Origin of the sequence: Thermodesulfovibrio sp. Kuro-1, from assembly GCF_006538445.1 — a bacterium.
In the GTDB taxonomy this organism is placed as follows: domain Bacteria; phylum Nitrospirota; class Thermodesulfovibrionia; order Thermodesulfovibrionales; family Thermodesulfovibrionaceae; genus Thermodesulfovibrio; species Thermodesulfovibrio yellowstonii.
This window is the reverse complement of the sequence record NZ_BJKS01000001.1, coordinates 130,532-149,480: the sequence shown is the minus strand read 5'-3', so window position 1 is coordinate 149,480 and position 18,949 is coordinate 130,532. Positions and strand designations below refer to the sequence as shown.

The window sequence follows — 18,949 nt, the reverse complement described above, 5'->3', positions numbered from 1 at the left end:
TCAATTCCTTTTATCAATAGGATTAATCGTCTGATTAGAAGGATTTTTAGATGATTCAGGAGTTTTTAAATTATTTTTTGATTCTTCAGAGCCTGATGATAAAGTAAAATCTTGAGGTTCTTTATTTGAGAGAGCTTCTTTCATAAACTGTGCCCATATTGGTGCAGATACTCTTCCCCCTGCTTCTCCATGTCCGAGACTTTTTCTCATATCATCATAGCCAACCCATACTCCTGCGACAAGTTGAGGAGTATAACCAATGAACCAGGCATCTTTAAAATCATTGCTTGTTCCAGTTTTTCCTGCTACAGGCCTTCCGATGTTTGCTCTTGCTCCTGTACCGTAACTAATAACATCTTTAAGCATATCCGTGACTGTATAAGCAACCTCAGGTGAAATTACATTCTGAAGTTCAGGTTCATTTTGAAGCAAAATCTTCCCTGAAGCATCAGTTACATATTTTATTGCTATTGGTTTTATTTTTTTACCTCCATTTGCAAATATGGCAAATGCCGATGTTAGTTCCAATGGTGATACACTCAGACTACCAAGCGCTATAGTTAAGTCTGCTGGCATTTCTGATGTTATCCCAGCTCTTTTGGCAAGATTTATTATTGAATCAACTCCCAGCATTTCAGCTAATCTTACAGTAGGAACATTTCTTGAGAAAGCTAATGCTCTTCTTAAAGTTATTTCTCCCCAGAATTCTCCATCGTAGTTTGATGGTGACCATTCTTTAAGTCCTGTTTTATAACTAATTGGCTCATCAAGTATGGTATCCTCTGGTTTAAATCCTTTTTCAATGGCTGTGGCGTAGACAAAAGGTTTAAAAGAACTTCCTGGTTGTCTTTTGGCATAAACTGCTCTGTTGAACTCTCCTCTTTGAAAACTATATCCACCAACCATTGCTCTGATGTAACCTGTTTGAGGATCTACTGCAACTAATGCTCCTTCTATTTCAGGCTCCTGTTCAAGAGAGAATAAAATTTCTTTGCCAACAGATTTAACCCTCACCATTATTACATCGCCAGGTGATAGAATATCAGAGAGCTTAAAATTCTTGAATGTTTTAACTTTACCTGAAGAATCAACAACTTTATTTGCCCATTGAGCATCTTGTAAATTTAATTTACCTTTTAACCCTCTTGCCTTGATAATTGCTTGATTAGGTGTTACCGATAAAACCACTCCTTTTGCAATATCTCCTTGTGATGGAGTAAAAGATACTTTTTCTTCTTTTTCTTCATTTTTAATTGATATTTTTCCAACAGGTCCTCTCCATCCATTTCTTTTGTCAACATCTCTGAGCCCTTCCTGTAATGCTCTCTGCGCAGATACCTGAGCATGGGTATCAAGAGTAGTGTAAACTCTTAAGTTGCCTTTATAAATTTTTTCTATATCAAAGGTTTCTTCAAGCTGTTTTCTTACATATTCAAGAAAGTAATTATAGTTTTCAGTGGAAATTCTTAATGAACTTAAATGAATTGCCTGTAAGGAAGCTCTTTTTCTTTCCTGGGGAGTAATTAATTCTTCTTTTTCCATTCTTTCAAGAACAGTTTCCTGTCTTTGTTTTGCTTTAACTAAATCATTATAAGGAGAGTATGAATTAGGAGCTCTTATTAAGCCTGCAAGTAAAGCTGCTTCTGGAAGTGTTATATGAGTTATAGATTTACCAAAATAAATTCTTGATGCCATTTCAACTCCATAAGCTCCATGCCCAAAATAAACGTTATTAAGATAAAGTTCAAGTATTTTTTCTTTGCTAAGCTCTTTTTCTATTTTCATTGCTAAATAGGCTTCTTTAATTTTCCTTGAAATAGTTTTTTCTGGAGTAAGGAACATTATTTTAGCAAGCTGCTGAGTAATAGTACTTCCTCCTTCTTTAAGTTGCATATGAAGAACATCAGTAATTAGAGCTCTGCCTATTCCGATATAGTCAATTCCTTTGTGTTTCCAAAAACGCGAGTCTTCTACTGCTATAACCGCATCTATTAAATGTTTTGGTATTTGTTTTATGGGAATATAAATGCCTTTTTGAATTTTAAACTCTCCAATTAATGTTCCATCTTCAGCATAAACCTTTGTTCCATGAGGAGTTTTTACTTTATCAAAATCTTTTATTGAAGGAATATCTCTGAATAATGCAAAACCGGCACCTGCAACAAAAGCAATTATTACAATTACGGTAATTATGATTATCTTGAGTTTCATAAACTATATTATAACATGATAAGGTTTTTGATAAATTGAGACAAAATAATTTATAATAATTTTAATTTAATTTTAATTAAAGAGGGAGGATATTATGAAAAAGTACAAATGTAGTGTATGTGGTTATGTTTATGATCCTGCTCAGGGTGATCCTGACAATGGAGTGGCTCCGGGAACAGCCTTTGAAAATTTACCGGATAGTTGGAGTTGTCCAGTTTGTGGAGCTACCAAAGATATGTTTGAGCCAGAGGAGTAATTTAGGAGGATATTATGAAATCCGTTGAAATTGCCTTAAAGATGGAAACAGACGCTGTAAAATTTTACACAGAAGCATCTGAAAAAATTTCCCATCCTGTTGGCAAAAAAATGTTTCTTACCATCGCAGAGGATGAGAAGAATCATATAAAAATGATTGAAGAAGTTATTAAAGGACTTGACCTTACGATAAAAGAGGCTAATCCAATAAAAACAGTTAAAACAATATTTGAAGATATGAAAGACAAAATGATGGAAAGAATTAAAGCTCAGAGCGATGACCTTGAAGCATTTAGAATTGCAATGGAGATGGAAAAGGCAGGGATAGAGTTTTATAAAAAAGTTCAGAAGGAAGTTAATACGGAAAAGGAAAAAAAGCTTTTTGAAAGATTAATTTTTGAGGAAGAACAACATCACAAGATTTTTTCTGAAACATATAATTTCCTTAAGGATACAGGCAATTGGTTCATGTGGAAAGAGTTTTCAATTGTTGAAGGCTAAATTTGGGAGGGGACAACCCTCCCTTTTATTTAATTCCAAGAACATCTCCCATGTCATAAAACCCTGCAGGTTTTCCATAAAGCCATATAACCGCTCTTAAAGCACCTCTTGCGAAAGTATCTCTGCTGGATGCTTTATGAATTATCTCAATCCTTTCTCCTAATCCTCCGAAAATAACTGTATGCTCACCAACAATATCTCCTGCTCTGACGGTCTGGATTCCAATTTCTTTTTTTGTTCTTTCTCCGATAATTCCTTTCCTTGCATATACAGCCACGTCGTCAAAATTTCTATCCAATGCTTCAGCAATAACTTTTGCCATTTTTATAGCAGTTCCACTTGGTGCATCTTTTTTCATTCTGTGATGCGCCTCAACAATTTCAATATCATAGTCGTCTCCGAGAACTTTTGCCACATCTTTTAAGATTTTGAATAAAAGATTCACTCCAATACTCATATTAGGAGATAAGACTATAGGAATTTTCTTTGAAGCTTTCTGAATAATAGAAAGCTGTTCATTGCTAAAACCAGTTGTTCCTATGACCATTGATTTTTTGAATTTTTTAACTATTTCCAGATGCTCTAAGGTAGCTTCAGGAGATGTGAAATTAATAACTACATCGGCATTGGCAATAGCTTTTTCTAATCTATCGTCTATTCTTACACCTATTTCTCCTATGCCAGCTATTATTCCAGCGTCTATGCCTATCTTAGGATTTGTTTTTGATTCTATAGCTCCAGTAAGTTTTAATTCAGGGTAATCCCTTGAAAGTGCAACTATTCTACTGCCCATTCTTCCTGCTGCGCCACATACTGCTATTTTTATCATCTTTTCCCTCCTCTGTATTTATTTTTTCATCAACTTCCTCAACTTTTATTGAATAGTGCTCATGAAACCAATTCCATAAGTCAATAATTTTACAGTTTTTTGAACAGAAAGGTCTCCATGGATTGTTTTCATATTCTACAGCTTTTCCACATACAGGACATTTAATTTTCATGTTTAATTTTAATTTTTCATATCCTAAAGTTGCAACTTAATATGATAGACTATAATAAATGATTTTTACAGATAGAGCAAAAACAGTTCTTGAAATCAGGTATCTCTTAAAAAATGAAAAAGGAGAACCTATTGAAAATCCTGAACAACTTTTTCAGAGAGTCTCAAGTTATATTGCTCAGGCAGAAAAGATTTATAAAAAAAATTCTTTTGAGTGGGAAGAAAAGTTTCATGAACTTATAAGTTCCTTGAGATTTTTGCCTAATTCTCCTGCATTAATGAATGCAGGCAAACCAAAAGCTCAGCTTGCTGCATGCTTTGTCCTTCCCATAGAAGATTCAATAGAGTCCATTTTTAAGACACTTAAGGATGCTGCATTAATTCTTCAAAGCGGTGGTGGAACAGGATTTAATTTTTCCAGTTTAAGGCCTAAGGGTGATGTTGTTCGTTCCACAGGTGGAGTTGCAAGCGGTCCTGTGTCATTTATGAAGATATTTGATAAGGCTTCAGACATAATAAAGCAGGGTGGAGCAAGAAGAGGAGCAAATATGGGAGTTTTGAGAGTTGATCACCCTGATATTCTTGAATTTATAAGAATTAAAAGAATAGAAAGCCTTAGCAACTTTAATATATCTGTGGCTGTTACAGATTCATTTATGGAAGCTTTGTTTAAAAATGATTATTTTCCGTTGATAAATCCACGAACTAAAGAAGTTGTAAAAAAGGTGAAAGCAAAAGATATTTTTGATGAAATTGTTGAGTCTGCCTGGGAAACAGGGGACCCAGGAGTTATTTTTATAGATACCATAAACAGGTCTAATCCAACTCCTCATATTGGGCAGATAGATAGCACAAATCCTTGTGGAGAGCAGCCTCTACTTCCCTATGAGGCATGCATTCTTGGTTCACTTAATTTATCAAAGTATGTTAAAGAAGGTAAAATTGATTTTGAAAGACTTGAGCATGATGTAAAAACAGCTACGAGATTTCTTGATGACGCAATTGATGTTACTCATTATCCTGTACCTGAAGTTGAAAAAATGCACAAAGGAAACAGAAAAATAGGACTTGGAATAATGGGTTGGGCAGATTGCCTTGTTGAGCTTGGAATCCCATATAATCATAAAAAAGCTTTTATCTTAGCTGAACAAGTCATGCAATTTATCAGTGAAAAGTCTCACAAAGCATCTCAGGAACTTGTCCAAGAAAGAGGTGTTTTTCCTAATTTCAAAGGTTCTGTATGGGAGAAAAAAGGTATCCCAATGAGAAATGCTACCACAACAACAATTGCTCCAACAGGAACAATATCAATAATTGCAGACTGTTCAAGTGGAATAGAACCATATTTTTTACTTGCTTACAAGCAGAGAATACTTGATACAGAGTTTGAGATAATAAATAAATATCTTATAGAGATTGCACAAAAACAAGGCTTTTACAGTGAAAATTTTATAAATCAACTCAGACAAAAAGGGAACCTTAGAAGTATGAAAGAAGTTCCTTTGAAAATAAAAAAACTTTTTAAAACAGCCCTTGAAATCACTCCTGAAGAGCATATTCAGATGCAGGCAGCATTTCAGAAATATACAGATAATGCTGTATCAAAAACAATCAATCTTTCTCAAAGAACAAGAAAAGAAGATGTCGCAAGAATATTTCTTCTTGCCTATAAAAAGGGGCTTAAAGGAATTACGATATTCAGATATGGCTCAAAAAGGGGAACACTTCTTAAAATAAGCGATGCTCATCTTGCAGAATGCTGCGAAGTTAAAGGAAGAGCACCAAGAATAACCAAACTTCATGATGCAGTATGATAAAGATTGACAGTATCTCAAAAAGTTATGGAAAAGTAAAGGCATTGGATTTACTGAGTTTTGAGATAAAAAAAGGTGAAATATTTGGACTTCTCGGACCCAATGGTGCAGGTAAGACTACTACTGTAAAAATTCTCACCACTCTCACAAAGCCTGATAAAGGAACATGCTTTATTGATGAGGTAGATGTTATCAATAACCCTTTTGAGATAAAAAAAATCATAGGAGTTGTGCCACAGGAAAACAATCTTGAAAGGGAGCTTACGGTATATGAAAATCTTTTAATTTATGGAATGCTTCACAAAGTCAGGGATTTGAAAACGAAAATAGATGAAATACTTAAGATTATGGAACTTACAGAGAAAAAGCACTCTGTTGTATCAACTCTTTCAGGAGGACTTCAAAGAAGAACCCTTCTTGCAAGAGCTTTGTTGCCTGAACCAAAGGTATTGTTTCTTGATGAGCCATCTATAGGACTTGACCCTCATATAAGAAGGGAACTCTGGCAGATAATAAGAAAAATAAAGACTGAGGGTAGAACAGTCCTTCTTACAACACACTACATTGAAGAAGCAGAGGCATTGTGCGATAGAGTAGGGATTCTGTCTCACGGAAAATTAATTGCTCTTGGGACATCAGCAGAACTTAAAAAAGATGTTGGCGAATATGTTGTAGAGTTTATAGATAAAGAGGGAAGGTTAATTAGTGAAATATGTCATAGTAGAGAACAGGCATATGAAATTGCAAAACAGAGAAGTGATGGAGTGATAATTAGAAAATCCAATCTTGAAGATGTGTTTGTGAAGCTAACAGGAGAAAGAATTAAGGAGATTAAGGAAGAACAATGATAAGCTGGTATCCTGTTTTTCTCAAAGAGATGCTTCAGTTTAAACGAAAACTGCTGAGATTAGGATATATTTTCTCAGCAATGATGTCACCGATTATTTATCTTGTTACATTCGGACTTGGTTTAGGAAGAACAGTAAGATTGAGTGAAGGGATTGATTATTTAACATTTCTCTTGCCAGGGCTTGTTGCTATGAGTTCAATGAATAATTCATATTCTTGGGTTGCAAGCTCGCTCAATCTTAGCAGGCTCTATTTTAAGACATTTCAGGTTTATATTCAGTCACCGATAAAACCTTCTTCAATAATGATAGGAGAGGTTATGGCTGGTATGGTAAAGGGACTTTTTGCATCTTTGCTTATAATTGCTGTAGGTTTCGTAGTTCCATCAAGTTTTGCAATAACTCTGATTTTTGTCATAACTTTACTTTTAAACTGTTTTATGTTTGCCAGTCTTGGTGTGATAACAGGAATGATAACAAAATCACATGAAGATACTGCTACCTATTCTAATTTTTTTATAATGCCAATGGCTTTTTTCAGCGGAACTTTTTTTTCTATTGATAGAATTCCGATGATATTTAAACCAATTATTTATGTAATGCCTTTAACACATACAAACATTCTAATAAGGAAAAATTTTTTGGATATGGAGGCAATAGTTTCCTTGTTTGTTATAGTGTTTTACTGTTTTTGCTTTTTTCTTATTGGTTCAATTTTAATGAAAAAATATAATGAATGAAACAGTGGCTGTCAATTTCAGATTTATTTTATACTTAAAAAAATGGATATTCTTGAGTTAACGTTAATTTTGTCACAAAGGCTTGGCATTATAGCTACAGTGGCTTTTATTGTTTCAAGAATGCCTGTATTTGGAAGAGTTTTATCAAGAAAACCTACCATTAAAGATAAATTCATTCTTACATTTGTTTGTGGCGGTCTTGGCATTCTTGGAACTTTTGGAGCAGTGGAGATTCATGGAGCACTTGCTAATTCAAGAGTTGTTGGTGTTATGGTAGGAGGGCTGCTTGGTGGTCCTGTTGTAGGTGCTGGAGCTGGATTGATAGCAGGTATTCACAGATATTTTATAGGAGGATTTACAGCTTTTTCCTGTGGTTTAGCAGCGGTTGTTGAAGGTTTTTTAGGAGGAGTTGTTTACAGATACTGGAAAAAAGGTTTGATTCCATGGCATGTTGCATGGTTAGCAGGTTTTGTGGGTGAAATTGTTCAAATGCTTATTATTCTTACTTTTTCAAAACCTTTTTCAGAAGCTTTAGAGCTTGTAAAAATTATAGCTTTACCTATGATTACAGTCAACTCTATAGGAGTGGGAATATTTATGCTAATCATAAAATCCGCTGTTGAACATCAGGAAAGAGTGGCAGCAAATCAGGCAAGAGCTACTTTGAATATTACCAATCTTATCTTACCACATTTAAGACAAGGATTGAATGAATACTCTGCAAACAAGATTGCAACAATTATAATGGACAGTCTTGGTGTAGCAGCTGTGGCAATAACTGACAAGAAAAAAATACTTGCCCATGTTGGAATAGGTAGTGACCATCATCATGCAGGAAATCCTTTACTTACTAAAGCAACATTAAATGCGATTAGTTTAGGGGAAATACAGATTGCAAATAAAAAAGAAGAAATTGGCTGTAGAAATTCCAAATGTAAATTAAGCTCCGCGGTTATTGTTCCTCTGAAAAGAAGGGACGAAGTTATAGGCACATTAAAACTTTATCATGACAGAGAAAACAGTATCACCACTGTTAATCTTGAGGTAGCGAGAGGACTTGCTCATATATTTTCAACTCAGCTTGAAATAGTTGAACTTGAAACCCTTGCAAGACTTAAGACAGAGGCAGAGTTGAAATCACTTCAGGCACAAATTCATCCACATTTTATATTTAATGCTTTGAATACAATTATATCTCTTATAAGAATTGACTCTCTGAAAGCTAAGGATTTACTTCTTAATTTGGCGACATTTTTAAGATATAGTTTAAAAAAAGAAAAAGAAATTCCGTTGAGAGAGGAACTTTCATACGTAGAATCATATCTTGCAATAGAACAGGCTCGTTACAGGGATAAATTGACAGTTAATTATTATATAGAACCCACAGTAGATCTTAATGTAACCTTACCACCATTTACAATTCAACCCCTTGTGGAAAATGCTATAAAGCATGGATTAAAACCCAAACTTGAAGGTGGTGAGATTTTAATTAATATTCTGGATGATGAGGATAGCACAGTAATTTCAGTTGAAGACAATGGTATAGGAATAAATACTCATCCAAATAGAATGCCAGATAAAAAAGATTCTGGATTAGGATTATATCTTGTAAATGAGAGACTTAAAAAGTTTTATGGAGAAGAAAGCATGCTTCATATAGAAAGTTATCCCAATTTAGGCACAAAGGTGACATTTAAAATCCCTAAAAAATCTATTCTAAAAGATGTTGTTTTCAGCCATAGTAGTTGATGACGAACCATATGCAAGGGAAGAATTAATATATATTCTTTCCCATTTTCCTACATGCCAGATAATTGGAGAGGCTGGTAGCGCAAAAGATTGTATATTTTTATATTCAAAGGTTAAATCAGATGTAGTTTTTCTTGATATTGAAATGCCTGATATGTCAGGACTTGAAATTGCAAACATGCTTTCAACTTTTAATGAACCTCCTTTGATTGTATTTGCAACAGCTTATGATGATTATGCCATAGAAGCTTTTGAACTTGGAGCAATTGATTATATTCTCAAACCCTTTGAAGAAAAAAGAATTGCTAAAACAATTATGAGAATAGAAAATCTTAAAAATAATCAGACTGAATGGAATAACGCTGTAAATAAGCTTTCTCAGTTTCTTGGAAAGAAAAAAGTTTTTAAAAAACTTCCTGTTCAACAAAAGGCAGGTGTTATCAGTTTCATTCCTTATGTGGACATTCTTTACTGTGAGGCATACGAAGGAGGAGTAAAAATTTTTACATTAAAAGATGAGTATTATTTTGATGGAACTCTTTCAGAGCTTGAAATGAGGCTCAAAGAAGAGGGATTTATGAGAGTGCATAAAAGCTATATTGTAAATTTAAAAAGAATTGAGGCAGTATTACCATGGTTTAAAGGGACATACTGGCTTGTGATTGAAGGCAAAAAAATCCAACTCCCTGTAAGCAAATCAATTATTAAAGAACTCAAAGAAGTTCTTGGAATAAAATTTAGCAGTTAATTTCTATTCAACCTAAATATATTCAGTTCATCCCGAAATTATTTCTATTCATCAATTTTTTATTGTTGATAGCTTCATTTGCCTATAGAATTATTTCATAAAAATAGAGGCTGTTCAATTACTGAAGGTCATTCCGAGCACCCTCAATGGGTGCGAGGAATCTGACCCTTAGGGTCACCCTGAGCGTAAGCGAAGGGTCTCCTCCTTAAATCGGAAAGAGGAGATTCCTCGTCGCTAACGCTCCTCGGAATGACAGATGGAGGTAATTGAAAAATTTTAGGGCTTGTAATTTATTGAATTTCAATAGGTTACAAGTTTTTGAACAGTCTCAAAAATAAAAAAGGAGGTGTATTTTTATGCATGCATTGGTGCTGGTAATCATAGCAGCGTGCGTTTTTGTGCTTGCCTACAGGTTTTACAGCGCCTTTATTGCTGCAAAAGTTCTTGCCCTTGATCCTAATCGTCCAACTCCTGCAGTGAGACTTAATGATGGACGAGACTATGTTCCAACTAATAAATGGCTTATTTTTGGGCATCATTTTGCAGCAATAGCCGGTGCAGGACCGTTAATAGGACCTGTCCTTGCAGCTCAGTTTGGTTATCTCCCTGGTTTTCTATGGATTTTGATTGGAGGAGTTCTTGCTGGTGCTGTACATGATATGGTTGTTCTATTTGCATCTGTAAGACATAATGGTAAATCTCTTGCTGAAGTTGCCAAGGCTCAGATAGGACCTGTGTCTTACTGGCTTGTTCTTGTAGCAACTTTGTTTTTGTTGATTATTGTTCTTGCTGGCGCTTCTATTGCTGTTGTAAATGCACTTTTTAACAGTCCATGGGGAGCTTTTACGGTTGGTGTAACGATACCAATAGCGATTTTCATAGGAGCTTATCTTAAATGGTTAAGACCTGGTAAAATTGTTGAAGGTAGTATTATTGGTGTAGCACTTATTATTCTTGCCGTTGTTCTTGGTCCTGTCATTAAAGAATCAGCCCTTGCACCTTATTTTACATTCAGTAAAAAAGAGCTTTCAGTATTAATTCCTGTTTATGGCTTTTTTGCAGCTGTTTTACCTGTATGGTTACTTCTTGTCCCAAGAGACTATCTTAGTTCATATATGAAATTCGGAACGATGTTTTTACTTGCTATTGGTGTAATTCTTGTTAATCCTGTGCTTCAGATGCCTGCTGCAACGCAGTTTATTTCTGGTGGAGGTCCTGTGATACCAGGTAAGGTTTGGCCATTTATGTTTATTACAATTGCATGTGGTGCTATATCAGGTTTTCACTCTCTTGTGTCATCAGGAACAACACCAAAGATGGTATCAAACGAAAAAGATATAAGAACAATTGGCTATGGTGCTATGCTTACAGAAAGTTTTGTAGCACTTATGGCATTAATAGCAGCAACAGTGTTGCCTACAGCAGACTATTTTGCTATTAATAGTCCGCCTGCTGTGTTTCAGAAACTTGGTATGCAGGTTCAAGACCTTCCATATCTTTCTGCACTTGTAGGTGAAGAACTTGCAGGTCGTCCCGGTGGTGCAGTTTCTCTGGCAGTTGGTATGGCTGATATTTTCTCAAGAATTGGTGGATTAAGGCATTTAATGAGTTACTGGTATCATTTCGCAATCATGTTTGAAGCTTTATTTATTCTTACTCTTATTGATGCTGGCACAAGAGTTGGGAGATATCTTATGCAGGAAATAGGTGGAGCTTTTTATCCAAAACTTAGAGATTATAAATGGTGGCCCGGAGTAATTGCAACAAGTGGAATATTCACATTTTGTTGGGGATATCTCCTTTATACAGGAACAATATCCACAATTTGGCCTCTTTTTGGTGTAAATAACCAGCTTCTTGGAGGCATGGCTTTAGCAATAGCAACAACATTTCTTTTGAGGATGGGCAAAGCAAAATATATTTGGGTAACAATGGTACCTATGGTATTTCTCCTTGTGACTACGATTGTTGCTGGTTATCAAAATATTGTAAATAATTATCTTCCGAAGAATAACTATCTGCTTGCTGTAATCTCTGCAGTGATGATTGTAATGGTTGTATTGATTGTTGCAGATTCTGTAAGAGTATGGATAGGTATCCTGAGTGGTAGAACTCCATTAATTAAGGAGACAGAAGAGACATTTATGAAAGATGCGCCTACAAAATATCTATCAGAATAACGTTGGAGAAATTGGGTGGATTCAACAGCCACCCGATTTCAAATTTTTTAAAATAAACATTGAAAAATATGCAAACAATATGTAAAATATTCGCATGTTGTAATATTGATATGCCTTAAAAGGAGCATGATGGAAGAATTTCTTGAAGTTGTTGATAGAGACGGCAGAATTATATCTATAGCTCCAAGAAGTATTATTCATGGTAATCCATCAATGCTTCATAAAGTAGTTCATGTGCTTGTATTTAATTCAAAAGGCGAGTTACTTCTTCAAAAAAGGGCATCTCATAAAGATGTTGCACCAGGCAAATGGGATACATCTGTTGGTGGGCATATAATGCCTGGAGAGGATATTCTCACTGCAGCAAAACGAGAAATGCTTGAAGAATTGGGTATTGTTTCAGAAAATCTTCATTTTCTTTATACATATATTCATTCAAACAATTACGAAAGTGAATTGGTTTATACTTACTGCACAGTTCATGAAGGACCTTTTAGTTTCAATAAAAATGAGATTGAGGAGATTGCCTTCTGGAGCATTGAGAAAATGCAGCAATTGTTGAATTTTGATTTTTTTAGTGATAACTTCAAATATGAATTTTTGAGGTATCTTTCAATTTATGGATTCATGCCTTTCTGGTTTAGCAATTCGTTGAAGGAATTGACAGGGTCTCCCTTATTCTCAGGAGACCCGAATTTTTTAAAGAATTTCTAAGGTAGAAAAGAAATAGGGAATCTCATAGGCTGCTGACTGTTGGGAGTCAGAACCATGCACAGCATTTCTTTCAATGTTTTCTGCAAAATCTTTCCTAATTGTCCCTTCTTCTGCCTGAGCAGGATTCGTTGCTCCCATAATTTTTCTTACTTTTGTTATGGCATTTTCACCTTCCAAGACCATTACAACAATCGGTCCTTCAGACATAAAATCAGTTAAGGATTCGTAAAATGGTCTATCTTTATGAACAATATAAAAGCCTTTTGCCTCTTCTTTTGTCATTTTTATTTTTTTAACTGCTGCAACCCTTAATCCGTTTTTTTCAAATCTTGAGATTATTTCTCCAATAAGATTTTTCTTGACAGCATCTGGCTTGATAATAACAAGAGTTTTTTCCATTATATTCTGCCCTCCTCTTTAAGAATTTTTATCATATTTTTCACTTCTTCAGTAGAGTTTTCAAAGGCTTGTTTTTCTTCTTCTGTAAGCTCTAACTCAACTATTTTTTCAAGTCCCTGTTTGCCAAGCACAACAGGAACTCCGTTAAATACATCTTTTGCACCATATTCTCCATCAAGATAGACTGAGCATGGCAAAATTCTTTTTTCATCAAGTAATATAGCCTTGACCATCTCAAATGTGGACTGAGCAGGAGCATAATAGGCTGAGCCTGTTTTAAGAAGGGAAACAATTTCAGCACCACCTTCACGGGTTCTGTGAACAAGTGATTCAATCTTGTCCTGTGGAAGCCATTTTGAGAGAGGAATTCCTTTTACAGTGGTAAATCTTACAAGTGGAACCATGTAAAGTCCATGTCCTCCAAGAACAGTTGTTTCTATATCCTTAGGAGATACTCCCAATTCCATTGAGATAAATGTTTTGAATCTTGATGAATCAAGAATTCCTCCCATTCCAAGAACTTTTTGTCTTTTTGTGCCTGATATTACCATTGTTACATAAGCCATTACATCCATCGGATTAGTAACAACTATGTAATTTGTATCAGGACAGATTGGAGCAAGTTTATTTACAATATTCCCAACAATTTCAGCATTTGCCATGAGAAGGTCTTTTCTTCTCATCCCGGGTTTTCTTGCCAACCCTGCAGTAATTACAACAATATCAGAGCCTGCAAGGTCATCAAGATTGTTTGTCCCTGAAATGTTTGCCTTGATTCCAATTACAGCAGTATTTTGCAGGATATCAAGAGCTTTACCCTGAGGCATTCCTTCAACAATGTCATAAAGAACAACATCTGCTAATCCGCTATTTACAGCAAAAAGTGCAAGAGTTGCACCAACATTGCCAGCTCCTACAATCCCTAATTTTTTTCTCATTTTAGTCCTCCCGCATTATTATAATTCAACATTGTTCAAGATTTTTTCCAAATCATTCATATTTTCTACGTTGAAAACTTTAACAGTCTCATCAATTCTTCTTATAAGTCCTGCCAAAACTTTTCCTGGTCCAATCTCTATAAAGGTATTAACTCCCTTTGAAATCATATATTTTACAGAGTCCTGCCAGTAAACAGGGCTATAAAGTTGTTTTATAAGAGCATCAACAATTTCTGAAGCACCGGATTTTTCTTTTGCATCAACATTGGTGACAACTGGAATTTTTGCATCATTGAATTTAAATTGGGAAATAAACTCTTTCAATTTCTCAGAAGCTTCCTTCATAAGTAAACAATGACTTGGCACGCTTACTCCCAACATGATTACTCTCTTTGCACCCTTTTGTTTAGCTACCTCAGAAGCCTTTTTAACCGCTTCTGATTCACCTGAGATAACAACCTGTCCTGGACAGTTAAAATTTGCTACATCAACATATCCTGCGGTAACATTTTTACAAATTTCTTTAACAATATTATTGTCAAGTCCTAAAACAGCCGCCATTGCTCCTTTGCCTTCAGGTTGAGCTTGTGCCATCAGTAAGCCTCTCTGCCTTACAATTTTTACTGCGTCACCAAAATCTAAAACATTTGCTGCAACTGCTGCTGTATATTCTCCAAGAGAATGCCCTGCTACATACTGTGGATTGATACCAAATCTTAATGTTTCTCTTAACAAAGTATATGAAACCGTAAGAATTGCTGGTTGAGTATTTTCTGTCTTTTGTAACTCTTCAGCCGGTCCTTCATTGCAGAGTTTGTAAATATCAAATCCAGCAAACTCACTTGCTTTATCAAATAAGTCTTTTGCTATTGAAATAAGTTCCTTCCCCATTCCAACATACTGTGAACCCTGTCCAGGAAAAACAAAAGCTATCACAGTGACACTCCTTCCTGAATCTTTTTGATCAAAAGTGGCAGGATAATTTTAACATCACCAACTATTCCGTAGGTAGCAATATTGAATATAGGAGCATTTGGGTCCTTATTGATTGCTACGATTATATCAGAGGATTGCATTCCTACAAGATGTTGAACAGCACCTGAAATACCGCAGGCAATATAAAGCTTTGGACAGACAGTTTTTCCTGTTTGCCCAACCTGATGAGCATAGGGTATCCATCCTTCATCAACCGCTGCACGAGATGCTCCAACTGTTCCACCAAGTAGATTTGCAAGCTCCCATAGTGCTTTAAATCCTTCAGGACCACCGATACCTCTACCACCTGAGACAATGACTTTTGCATCCTGAAGATTAACTTTACAAAAAGAAGTGTCTTCAACTCTTTCAAGAATTTTAATCCTTCCAGAAGGTTTCAAAGGCTCTACTTCTATTATTTCTCCTTTACGCTCTGGATTATACTCACCGCGTTTCATGACTCGTGGTCTTACAGTTGCTATTTGAGGACGACTATTAGGAGAAACAATTGTTGCCATAATATTTCCGCCAAAGGCAGGACGAATCTGGAGCAAGTTCCCTGTTTCTTTGTCAATTTCAAGCCCTGTGCAGTCTGCTGTTAAGCCAACTCTTAGTTTTGCTGCAACTCTTGGAATAAATGAACGACCTATAGCAGTGGCACCAGCAAGCATTATTTCTGGTTTATAATCATTAACAAGTTTTACAAGTGTTTTTGAATAAAGTTCATCATCAAGACATATATAGTCTGGAGAGTTAACATAGTAAACTTTATCTGCTCCCCATTTAATAAGTTCCTGGACTTCATCTGAATTACCGAAAAGCACGGCACAGAGTTCTGATTTTAGTTCATCAGCAAGCTTTCTTCCTATTCCAAGAAGTTCATAAGCTACAGATGCAATCTTGCCCTGTGATTGTTCAGCAAATATCCAGACACCTTTAAAATCCTTAGGCTTTTCAACTTCTTTATCTCTTGCATCTATAATTGCTCCTTCAGAACATGACTCAACACAGGCACCGCAAAGTGTACAGCTTTCTGTAATAAAAGCTTTATCTTCTTTAATTATTATTGCTCCGAAAGGACATACATTTACACATGTTGCACAACCTGTGCATTTTTCTATGTTAATTTTTATAAGCATCCTAACCTCCTTAGTTCTTTGAGAAGTATATCAACTTGTTCTTCAGGAGAACCTTCTAAAATTCTTCTCTCACCTCTCGGTGGTGGAGCAAAGATATTTTTAACCATTGTGGGAGAGCCTTTAAGTCCGATTTTTTCTTCCTCTGCATTAATGTCATCAGCATTCCATCTTGGGATTACAGCTTTTTTAGCTGCCATTTTACCTCTTATTGAGGGTGGGCGGGGATTGTTTAATTCTTTTACTACTGTTATCAATGCTGGTAAACAGACCTGTATTTTTTCGTAACAGTCATCCATAAGTCTTTCAATGGTCATTTCTTGAGAGGAGACGTTATGAATCTTTCTTACATAAGAGACATGAGGGATATTGAGAAATTCAGCCATTTCAGGTCCTACTTGAGCAGTATCACCGTCAATTGCCTGTTTGCCACATATTATTAAATCAAAACCAATTTTTCGTGCTGCCATTGAAAGGGTATAAGCAGTTGCCCATGTATCTGCTCCCGCAAATCTTCTATCTGTAAGTAAAATAGCATCATCAACACCCATAGATATTGCTTCTCTCAGCACCTCTTCAGCCTGAGGAGGTCCCATTGTTATTGCTGTGACTTTACCAGCTGTGGCTTCTTTAAGCTCTAATGCGGCTTCAATAGCATGCAAATCATAGGGATTCATAATACTTGGAACGCCTTCTCTTATAAGGGTATTTGTTTTTGGATCAATTTTTACTTCCGTAACATCTGGAACTTGTTTAATACATACGATAATCCTCATTAGCACCTCCAATTTTTGGCAGATAAAGCTCTGCACAGAAGTTTAAATTAAAATTATACCTCACAAATCAGATAGCTTTCAATTTAAAATTACCGATATAAAAGTTAAGCTATGTTTCAAACTTTTATAAAAGACAAAATAAACTTTAAAAATAACTCAATTCAGATTAACAAGCTCAATGGTCGTTTGAGGTATAAAATAGCTTGACATAATTCTATCAAAACTATTTAGTATAAAAACATGATTTATAAAATACATCCAATTGTTATGGGTGCAAAGATATTTGATAAGGGTATGATGACTTATCAGCATGATTATGGAAAACCTTTTGTAATACCTATATTTTCATGGTATATAGAGGGTGGCGATAAAAATATTTTGATTGATACAGGAGAGTTCGCGCCCAGAAGTTCTACTGAAATTGAAAAAGCTATTGGCAAAGTTTACACCTTTGAAGAAGGGCTTGCAAAATATGGCTTAAAGCCTGAAGATATTGACATTGTGCTTCATACCCATCTACATAATGACCATTGTGAGAATGACTCAAAGTGCATTAATGCCAGATTTTATGTTCACGAAAAAGAATTAGAACAAATTCATAATCCTCATGCTCTTGATTTTAGATATAACGAAGACTTTATATCAGAAGTTGAAAACAATGAGCAGATTATTGCTTTAAAAGAAGATGCAGAGATTCTTCCTGGAATAAAAATGATTCAAGCACCCGCCCATACTCCAGGTGGAATGTCCATTCTTATAGATACTGAAAAAGGTAAGGCATTAATAACAGGATTTTGTGTAATTGAGGAAAATCTTAATCCACCACCTAAAATACTCGGGATGGGTATGGAGGTAATACCTCCTGGAACTCTGGTGAATTCCTATGAAGCCTATGATATCTTATTGAAAACTAAGGAACTGGCGGATATATTAATCCCTCTTCATGAACCAAAATATGCTTTTATTGAAACAATTCCATAATTGAATATGTCTGCGGCTTAGACAAATAGATAGCTATTTTCCTTGAAACAAGGACAAAAGAGTTCTAAATTTGACAAATAAATATTTTTTAAGGTAATTTATAATTTTAAGTCTTGGTTAATAATTTTTCTGAAGAGAGGGATAAATATGAAGACAGTTTTTGTAAAAAAGGAAGAAGTAAACAGACGTTGGTTTATTTTTGATGCTAATGGGCAAACGCTGGGAAGATTTGCCTCAAGAATTGCAAAGGTTTTAATGGGTAAAAATAAGCCAACCTACACTCCAAATGTAGACAATGGTGATTTTGTAGTGGTTATCAATGCAGAAAAAATTAAAGTAACAGGGAAAAAACTTACCGATAAGATTTATTATCATCATACCGGTTACATGGGTAATTTGAAAGCAGAAACTCTAAAGGAAAGACTTGAAAAAGAACCTGAAGAAGTTATAGTTGATGCTGTCTGGGGTATGCTTCCTAAAACAAGATTGGGTAGAAAAATGATAAAAAAACTAAAAGTTTACAGAGGTTCGGAACATCCTCATATTGCTCAAAAACCTGAACCTCTTAAATTAAGTTAAAGTTTGAGGTGATAGGAATGTCTGAGAATTTAGCCACAGGAAGAAGAAAAAGGTCAGTTGCCAGAGTTATTTTATTACCAGGCTCAGGTAAAATTACAGTAAATAACAAGCCAATTGAAGAGTATTTTTCAAGAGAAACATTAAGAATGCTTCTTTATCAACCATTTCATGTAGCTGGTGTAACAGGTAAATATGATGTAGTGGTTAATGTAAGTGGTGGTGGTTTGAGTGGGCAAGCAGGTGCTATAAGGCATGGCATTGCAAGAGCTCTTGTTAATCTTAATCCAGACCTCAAGCCAAAACTTAAAAAGGAAGGACTTCTTACAAGAGACCCAAGAGAGGTAGAGAGAAAGAAATACGGTCAACCAAAGGCAAGAAAGAGATTCCAGTTCTCCAAGAGATAAA

20 protein-coding genes are annotated in these 18,949 nt (G+C 35.3%); 12 read left to right on the top strand and 8 right to left on the bottom strand.

Features of this window, described 5'->3' with window-relative positions:
- Positions 1-2,211, bottom strand: a complete 2,211-nt coding sequence (locus tag FLY87_RS00755; protein WP_141266097.1) for a penicillin-binding protein 1A — start codon at positions 2,209-2,211, stop codon at positions 1-3.
- Positions 2,212-2,305: 94 nt separating this feature from the next.
- Here FLY87_RS00755 and rd point away from each other — a divergent pair, with 94 nt between their 5' ends.
- Together rd and FLY87_RS00745 are read left to right on the top strand one after the other, a co-directional pair.
- Positions 2,306-2,467 (top strand): rubredoxin, encoded by a 162-nt coding sequence (gene rd, locus FLY87_RS00750; protein ID WP_141266096.1) that lies wholly within the window; start codon positions 2,306-2,308, stop codon positions 2,465-2,467.
- Between the two features lie 14 nt (positions 2,468-2,481).
- The gene (locus tag FLY87_RS00745) at positions 2,482-2,967 is read left to right on the top strand and encodes a ferritin family protein (RefSeq protein ID WP_141266095.1); all 486 of its coding nucleotides are present in this window, start codon (positions 2,482-2,484) and stop codon (positions 2,965-2,967) included.
- A gap of 25 nt (positions 2,968-2,992) precedes the next feature.
- Here FLY87_RS00745 and dapB read toward each other — a convergent pair whose 3' ends face one another.
- Both dapB and FLY87_RS00735 read right to left on the bottom strand, forming a co-directional pair.
- A complete protein-coding gene (gene dapB / locus FLY87_RS00740; protein WP_141266094.1) occupies positions 2,993-3,796 on the bottom strand; it encodes a 4-hydroxy-tetrahydrodipicolinate reductase in 804 nt (267 codons plus the stop codon).
- Complete coding sequence (locus tag FLY87_RS00735; protein ID WP_141266093.1) at positions 3,750-3,968, bottom strand: DNA gyrase inhibitor YacG; 219 nt, start codon at positions 3,966-3,968, stop codon at positions 3,750-3,752. Before FLY87_RS00735 ends, dapB begins: the two co-directional genes overlap by 47 nt.
- Positions 3,969-4,026: 58 nt before the next feature.
- Between FLY87_RS00735 and FLY87_RS00730 the strand changes: the two genes are divergently transcribed.
- The 7 genes from FLY87_RS00730 (at position 4,027) to FLY87_RS00700 (ending at position 12,760) form a co-directional block, all read left to right on the top strand.
- The gene (locus FLY87_RS00730) at positions 4,027-5,781 is read left to right on the top strand and encodes an adenosylcobalamin-dependent ribonucleoside-diphosphate reductase (protein WP_141266092.1); all 1,755 of its coding nucleotides are present in this window, start codon (positions 4,027-4,029) and stop codon (positions 5,779-5,781) included.
- Positions 5,778-6,629 (top strand): ABC transporter ATP-binding protein, encoded by an 852-nt coding sequence (locus tag FLY87_RS00725; protein WP_141266091.1) that lies wholly within the window; start codon positions 5,778-5,780, stop codon positions 6,627-6,629. Before FLY87_RS00730 ends, FLY87_RS00725 begins: the two co-directional genes overlap by 4 nt.
- Positions 6,626-7,369 carry an ABC transporter permease gene (locus FLY87_RS00720; protein WP_141266090.1) on the top strand — a complete coding sequence of 248 codons (744 nt, stop codon included), beginning with the start codon at positions 6,626-6,628 and terminating at the stop codon, positions 7,367-7,369. Before FLY87_RS00725 ends, FLY87_RS00720 begins: the two co-directional genes overlap by 4 nt.
- Positions 7,370-7,411: 42 nt before the next feature.
- The gene (locus tag FLY87_RS00715; RefSeq protein WP_084205618.1) at positions 7,412-9,118 is read left to right on the top strand and encodes a sensor histidine kinase; all 1,707 of its coding nucleotides are present in this window, start codon (positions 7,412-7,414) and stop codon (positions 9,116-9,118) included.
- A complete protein-coding gene (locus tag FLY87_RS00710; RefSeq protein WP_012545056.1) occupies positions 9,093-9,866 on the top strand; it encodes a LytTR family DNA-binding domain-containing protein in 774 nt (257 codons plus the stop codon). The genes FLY87_RS00715 and FLY87_RS00710 overlap by 26 nt, the downstream gene beginning before the upstream one ends.
- Positions 9,867-10,222: 356 nt before the next feature.
- Positions 10,223-12,046, top strand: coding sequence for a carbon starvation protein A (locus FLY87_RS00705; RefSeq protein ID WP_012545972.1), 1,824 nt, complete (start codon positions 10,223-10,225; stop codon positions 12,044-12,046).
- 126 nt (positions 12,047-12,172) lie between these two features.
- On the top strand, positions 12,173-12,760 hold the full coding sequence (locus tag FLY87_RS00700) for an NUDIX domain-containing protein (RefSeq protein ID WP_164924863.1): 588 nt from the start codon (positions 12,173-12,175) through the stop codon (positions 12,758-12,760).
- Here the strand turns inward: FLY87_RS00700 and ndk are convergent.
- From ndk to FLY87_RS00675, 5 genes are read right to left on the bottom strand one after another with little or no spacing between them, the layout of a single operon-like run.
- The gene (gene ndk, locus FLY87_RS00695; protein ID WP_141266089.1) at positions 12,746-13,159 is read right to left on the bottom strand and encodes a nucleoside-diphosphate kinase; all 414 of its coding nucleotides are present in this window, start codon (positions 13,157-13,159) and stop codon (positions 12,746-12,748) included. The genes FLY87_RS00700 and ndk overlap by 15 nt on opposite strands.
- Positions 13,159-14,097 carry a malate dehydrogenase gene (mdh, locus tag FLY87_RS00690; RefSeq protein WP_141266088.1) on the bottom strand — a complete coding sequence of 313 codons (939 nt, stop codon included), beginning with the start codon at positions 14,095-14,097 and terminating at the stop codon, positions 13,159-13,161. Before mdh ends, ndk begins: the two co-directional genes overlap by 1 nt.
- A gap of 18 nt (positions 14,098-14,115) precedes the next feature.
- A complete protein-coding gene (fabD, locus tag FLY87_RS00685) occupies positions 14,116-15,033 on the bottom strand; it encodes an ACP S-malonyltransferase (RefSeq protein ID WP_012546099.1) in 918 nt (305 codons plus the stop codon).
- Complete coding sequence (locus FLY87_RS00680) at positions 15,030-16,211, bottom strand: electron transfer flavoprotein subunit alpha (protein WP_012545166.1); 1,182 nt, start codon at positions 16,209-16,211, stop codon at positions 15,030-15,032. The genes fabD and FLY87_RS00680 overlap by 4 nt, the downstream gene beginning before the upstream one ends.
- Complete coding sequence (locus FLY87_RS00675) at positions 16,202-16,984, bottom strand: electron transfer flavoprotein subunit beta/FixA family protein (protein ID WP_141266087.1); 783 nt, start codon at positions 16,982-16,984, stop codon at positions 16,202-16,204. The genes FLY87_RS00680 and FLY87_RS00675 overlap by 10 nt, the downstream gene beginning before the upstream one ends.
- Before the next feature lie 240 nt (positions 16,985-17,224).
- On the opposite strand from FLY87_RS00675, the gene FLY87_RS00670 reads away from it, so the two are divergent.
- The 3 genes from FLY87_RS00670 (at position 17,225) to rpsI (ending at position 18,948) form a co-directional block, all read left to right on the top strand.
- Positions 17,225-17,965, top strand: a complete 741-nt coding sequence (locus tag FLY87_RS00670; RefSeq protein ID WP_012545445.1) for an N-acyl homoserine lactonase family protein — start codon at positions 17,225-17,227, stop codon at positions 17,963-17,965.
- Between the two features lie 147 nt (positions 17,966-18,112).
- Entirely contained in the window at positions 18,113-18,544 is a 432-nt protein-coding gene (gene rplM, locus FLY87_RS00665) for a 50S ribosomal protein L13 (protein ID WP_012544931.1), read from the top strand.
- Positions 18,545-18,555: 11 nt separating this feature from the next.
- A complete protein-coding gene (rpsI, locus tag FLY87_RS00660; protein ID WP_373920408.1) occupies positions 18,556-18,948 on the top strand; it encodes a 30S ribosomal protein S9 in 393 nt (130 codons plus the stop codon).
- Position 18,949: the final 1 nt, after the last annotated feature.

What these genes read in the sequence shown, in the direction of transcription:
- FLY87_RS00755 (WP_141266097.1), bottom strand. Translation starts at nt 2,211, where the DNA reads ATGAAACTCAAGATAATCATAATTACCGTAATTGTAATAATTGCTTTT.
- rd (WP_141266096.1), top strand. Translation starts at nt 2,306, where the DNA reads ATGAAAAAGTACAAATGTAGTGTATGTGGTTATGTTTATGATCCTGCT.
- FLY87_RS00745 (WP_141266095.1), top strand. Translation starts at nt 2,482, where the DNA reads ATGAAATCCGTTGAAATTGCCTTAAAGATGGAAACAGACGCTGTAAAA.
- dapB (WP_141266094.1), bottom strand. Translation starts at nt 3,796, where the DNA reads ATGATAAAAATAGCAGTATGTGGCGCAGCAGGAAGAATGGGCAGTAGA.
- FLY87_RS00735 (WP_141266093.1), bottom strand. Translation starts at nt 3,968, where the DNA reads ATGAAAATTAAATGTCCTGTATGTGGAAAAGCTGTAGAATATGAAAAC.
- FLY87_RS00730 (WP_141266092.1), top strand. Translation starts at nt 4,027, where the DNA reads ATGATTTTTACAGATAGAGCAAAAACAGTTCTTGAAATCAGGTATCTC.
- FLY87_RS00725 (WP_141266091.1), top strand. Translation starts at nt 5,778, where the DNA reads ATGATAAAGATTGACAGTATCTCAAAAAGTTATGGAAAAGTAAAGGCA.
- FLY87_RS00720 (WP_141266090.1), top strand. Translation starts at nt 6,626, where the DNA reads ATGATAAGCTGGTATCCTGTTTTTCTCAAAGAGATGCTTCAGTTTAAA.
- FLY87_RS00715 (WP_084205618.1), top strand. Translation starts at nt 7,412, where the DNA reads ATGGATATTCTTGAGTTAACGTTAATTTTGTCACAAAGGCTTGGCATT.
- FLY87_RS00710 (WP_012545056.1), top strand. Translation starts at nt 9,093, where the DNA reads ATGTTGTTTTCAGCCATAGTAGTTGATGACGAACCATATGCAAGGGAA.
- FLY87_RS00705 (WP_012545972.1), top strand. Translation starts at nt 10,223, where the DNA reads ATGCATGCATTGGTGCTGGTAATCATAGCAGCGTGCGTTTTTGTGCTT.
- FLY87_RS00700 (WP_164924863.1), top strand. Translation starts at nt 12,173, where the DNA reads ATGATGGAAGAATTTCTTGAAGTTGTTGATAGAGACGGCAGAATTATA.
- ndk (WP_141266089.1), bottom strand. Translation starts at nt 13,159, where the DNA reads ATGGAAAAAACTCTTGTTATTATCAAGCCAGATGCTGTCAAGAAAAAT.
- mdh (WP_141266088.1), bottom strand. Translation starts at nt 14,097, where the DNA reads ATGAGAAAAAAATTAGGGATTGTAGGAGCTGGCAATGTTGGTGCAACT.
- FLY87_RS00680 (WP_012545166.1), bottom strand. Translation starts at nt 16,211, where the DNA reads ATGCTTATAAAAATTAACATAGAAAAATGCACAGGTTGTGCAACATGT.
- FLY87_RS00675 (WP_141266087.1), bottom strand. Translation starts at nt 16,984, where the DNA reads ATGAGGATTATCGTATGTATTAAACAAGTTCCAGATGTTACGGAAGTA.
- FLY87_RS00670 (WP_012545445.1), top strand. Translation starts at nt 17,225, where the DNA reads ATGATTTATAAAATACATCCAATTGTTATGGGTGCAAAGATATTTGAT.
- rplM (WP_012544931.1), top strand. Translation starts at nt 18,113, where the DNA reads ATGAAGACAGTTTTTGTAAAAAAGGAAGAAGTAAACAGACGTTGGTTT.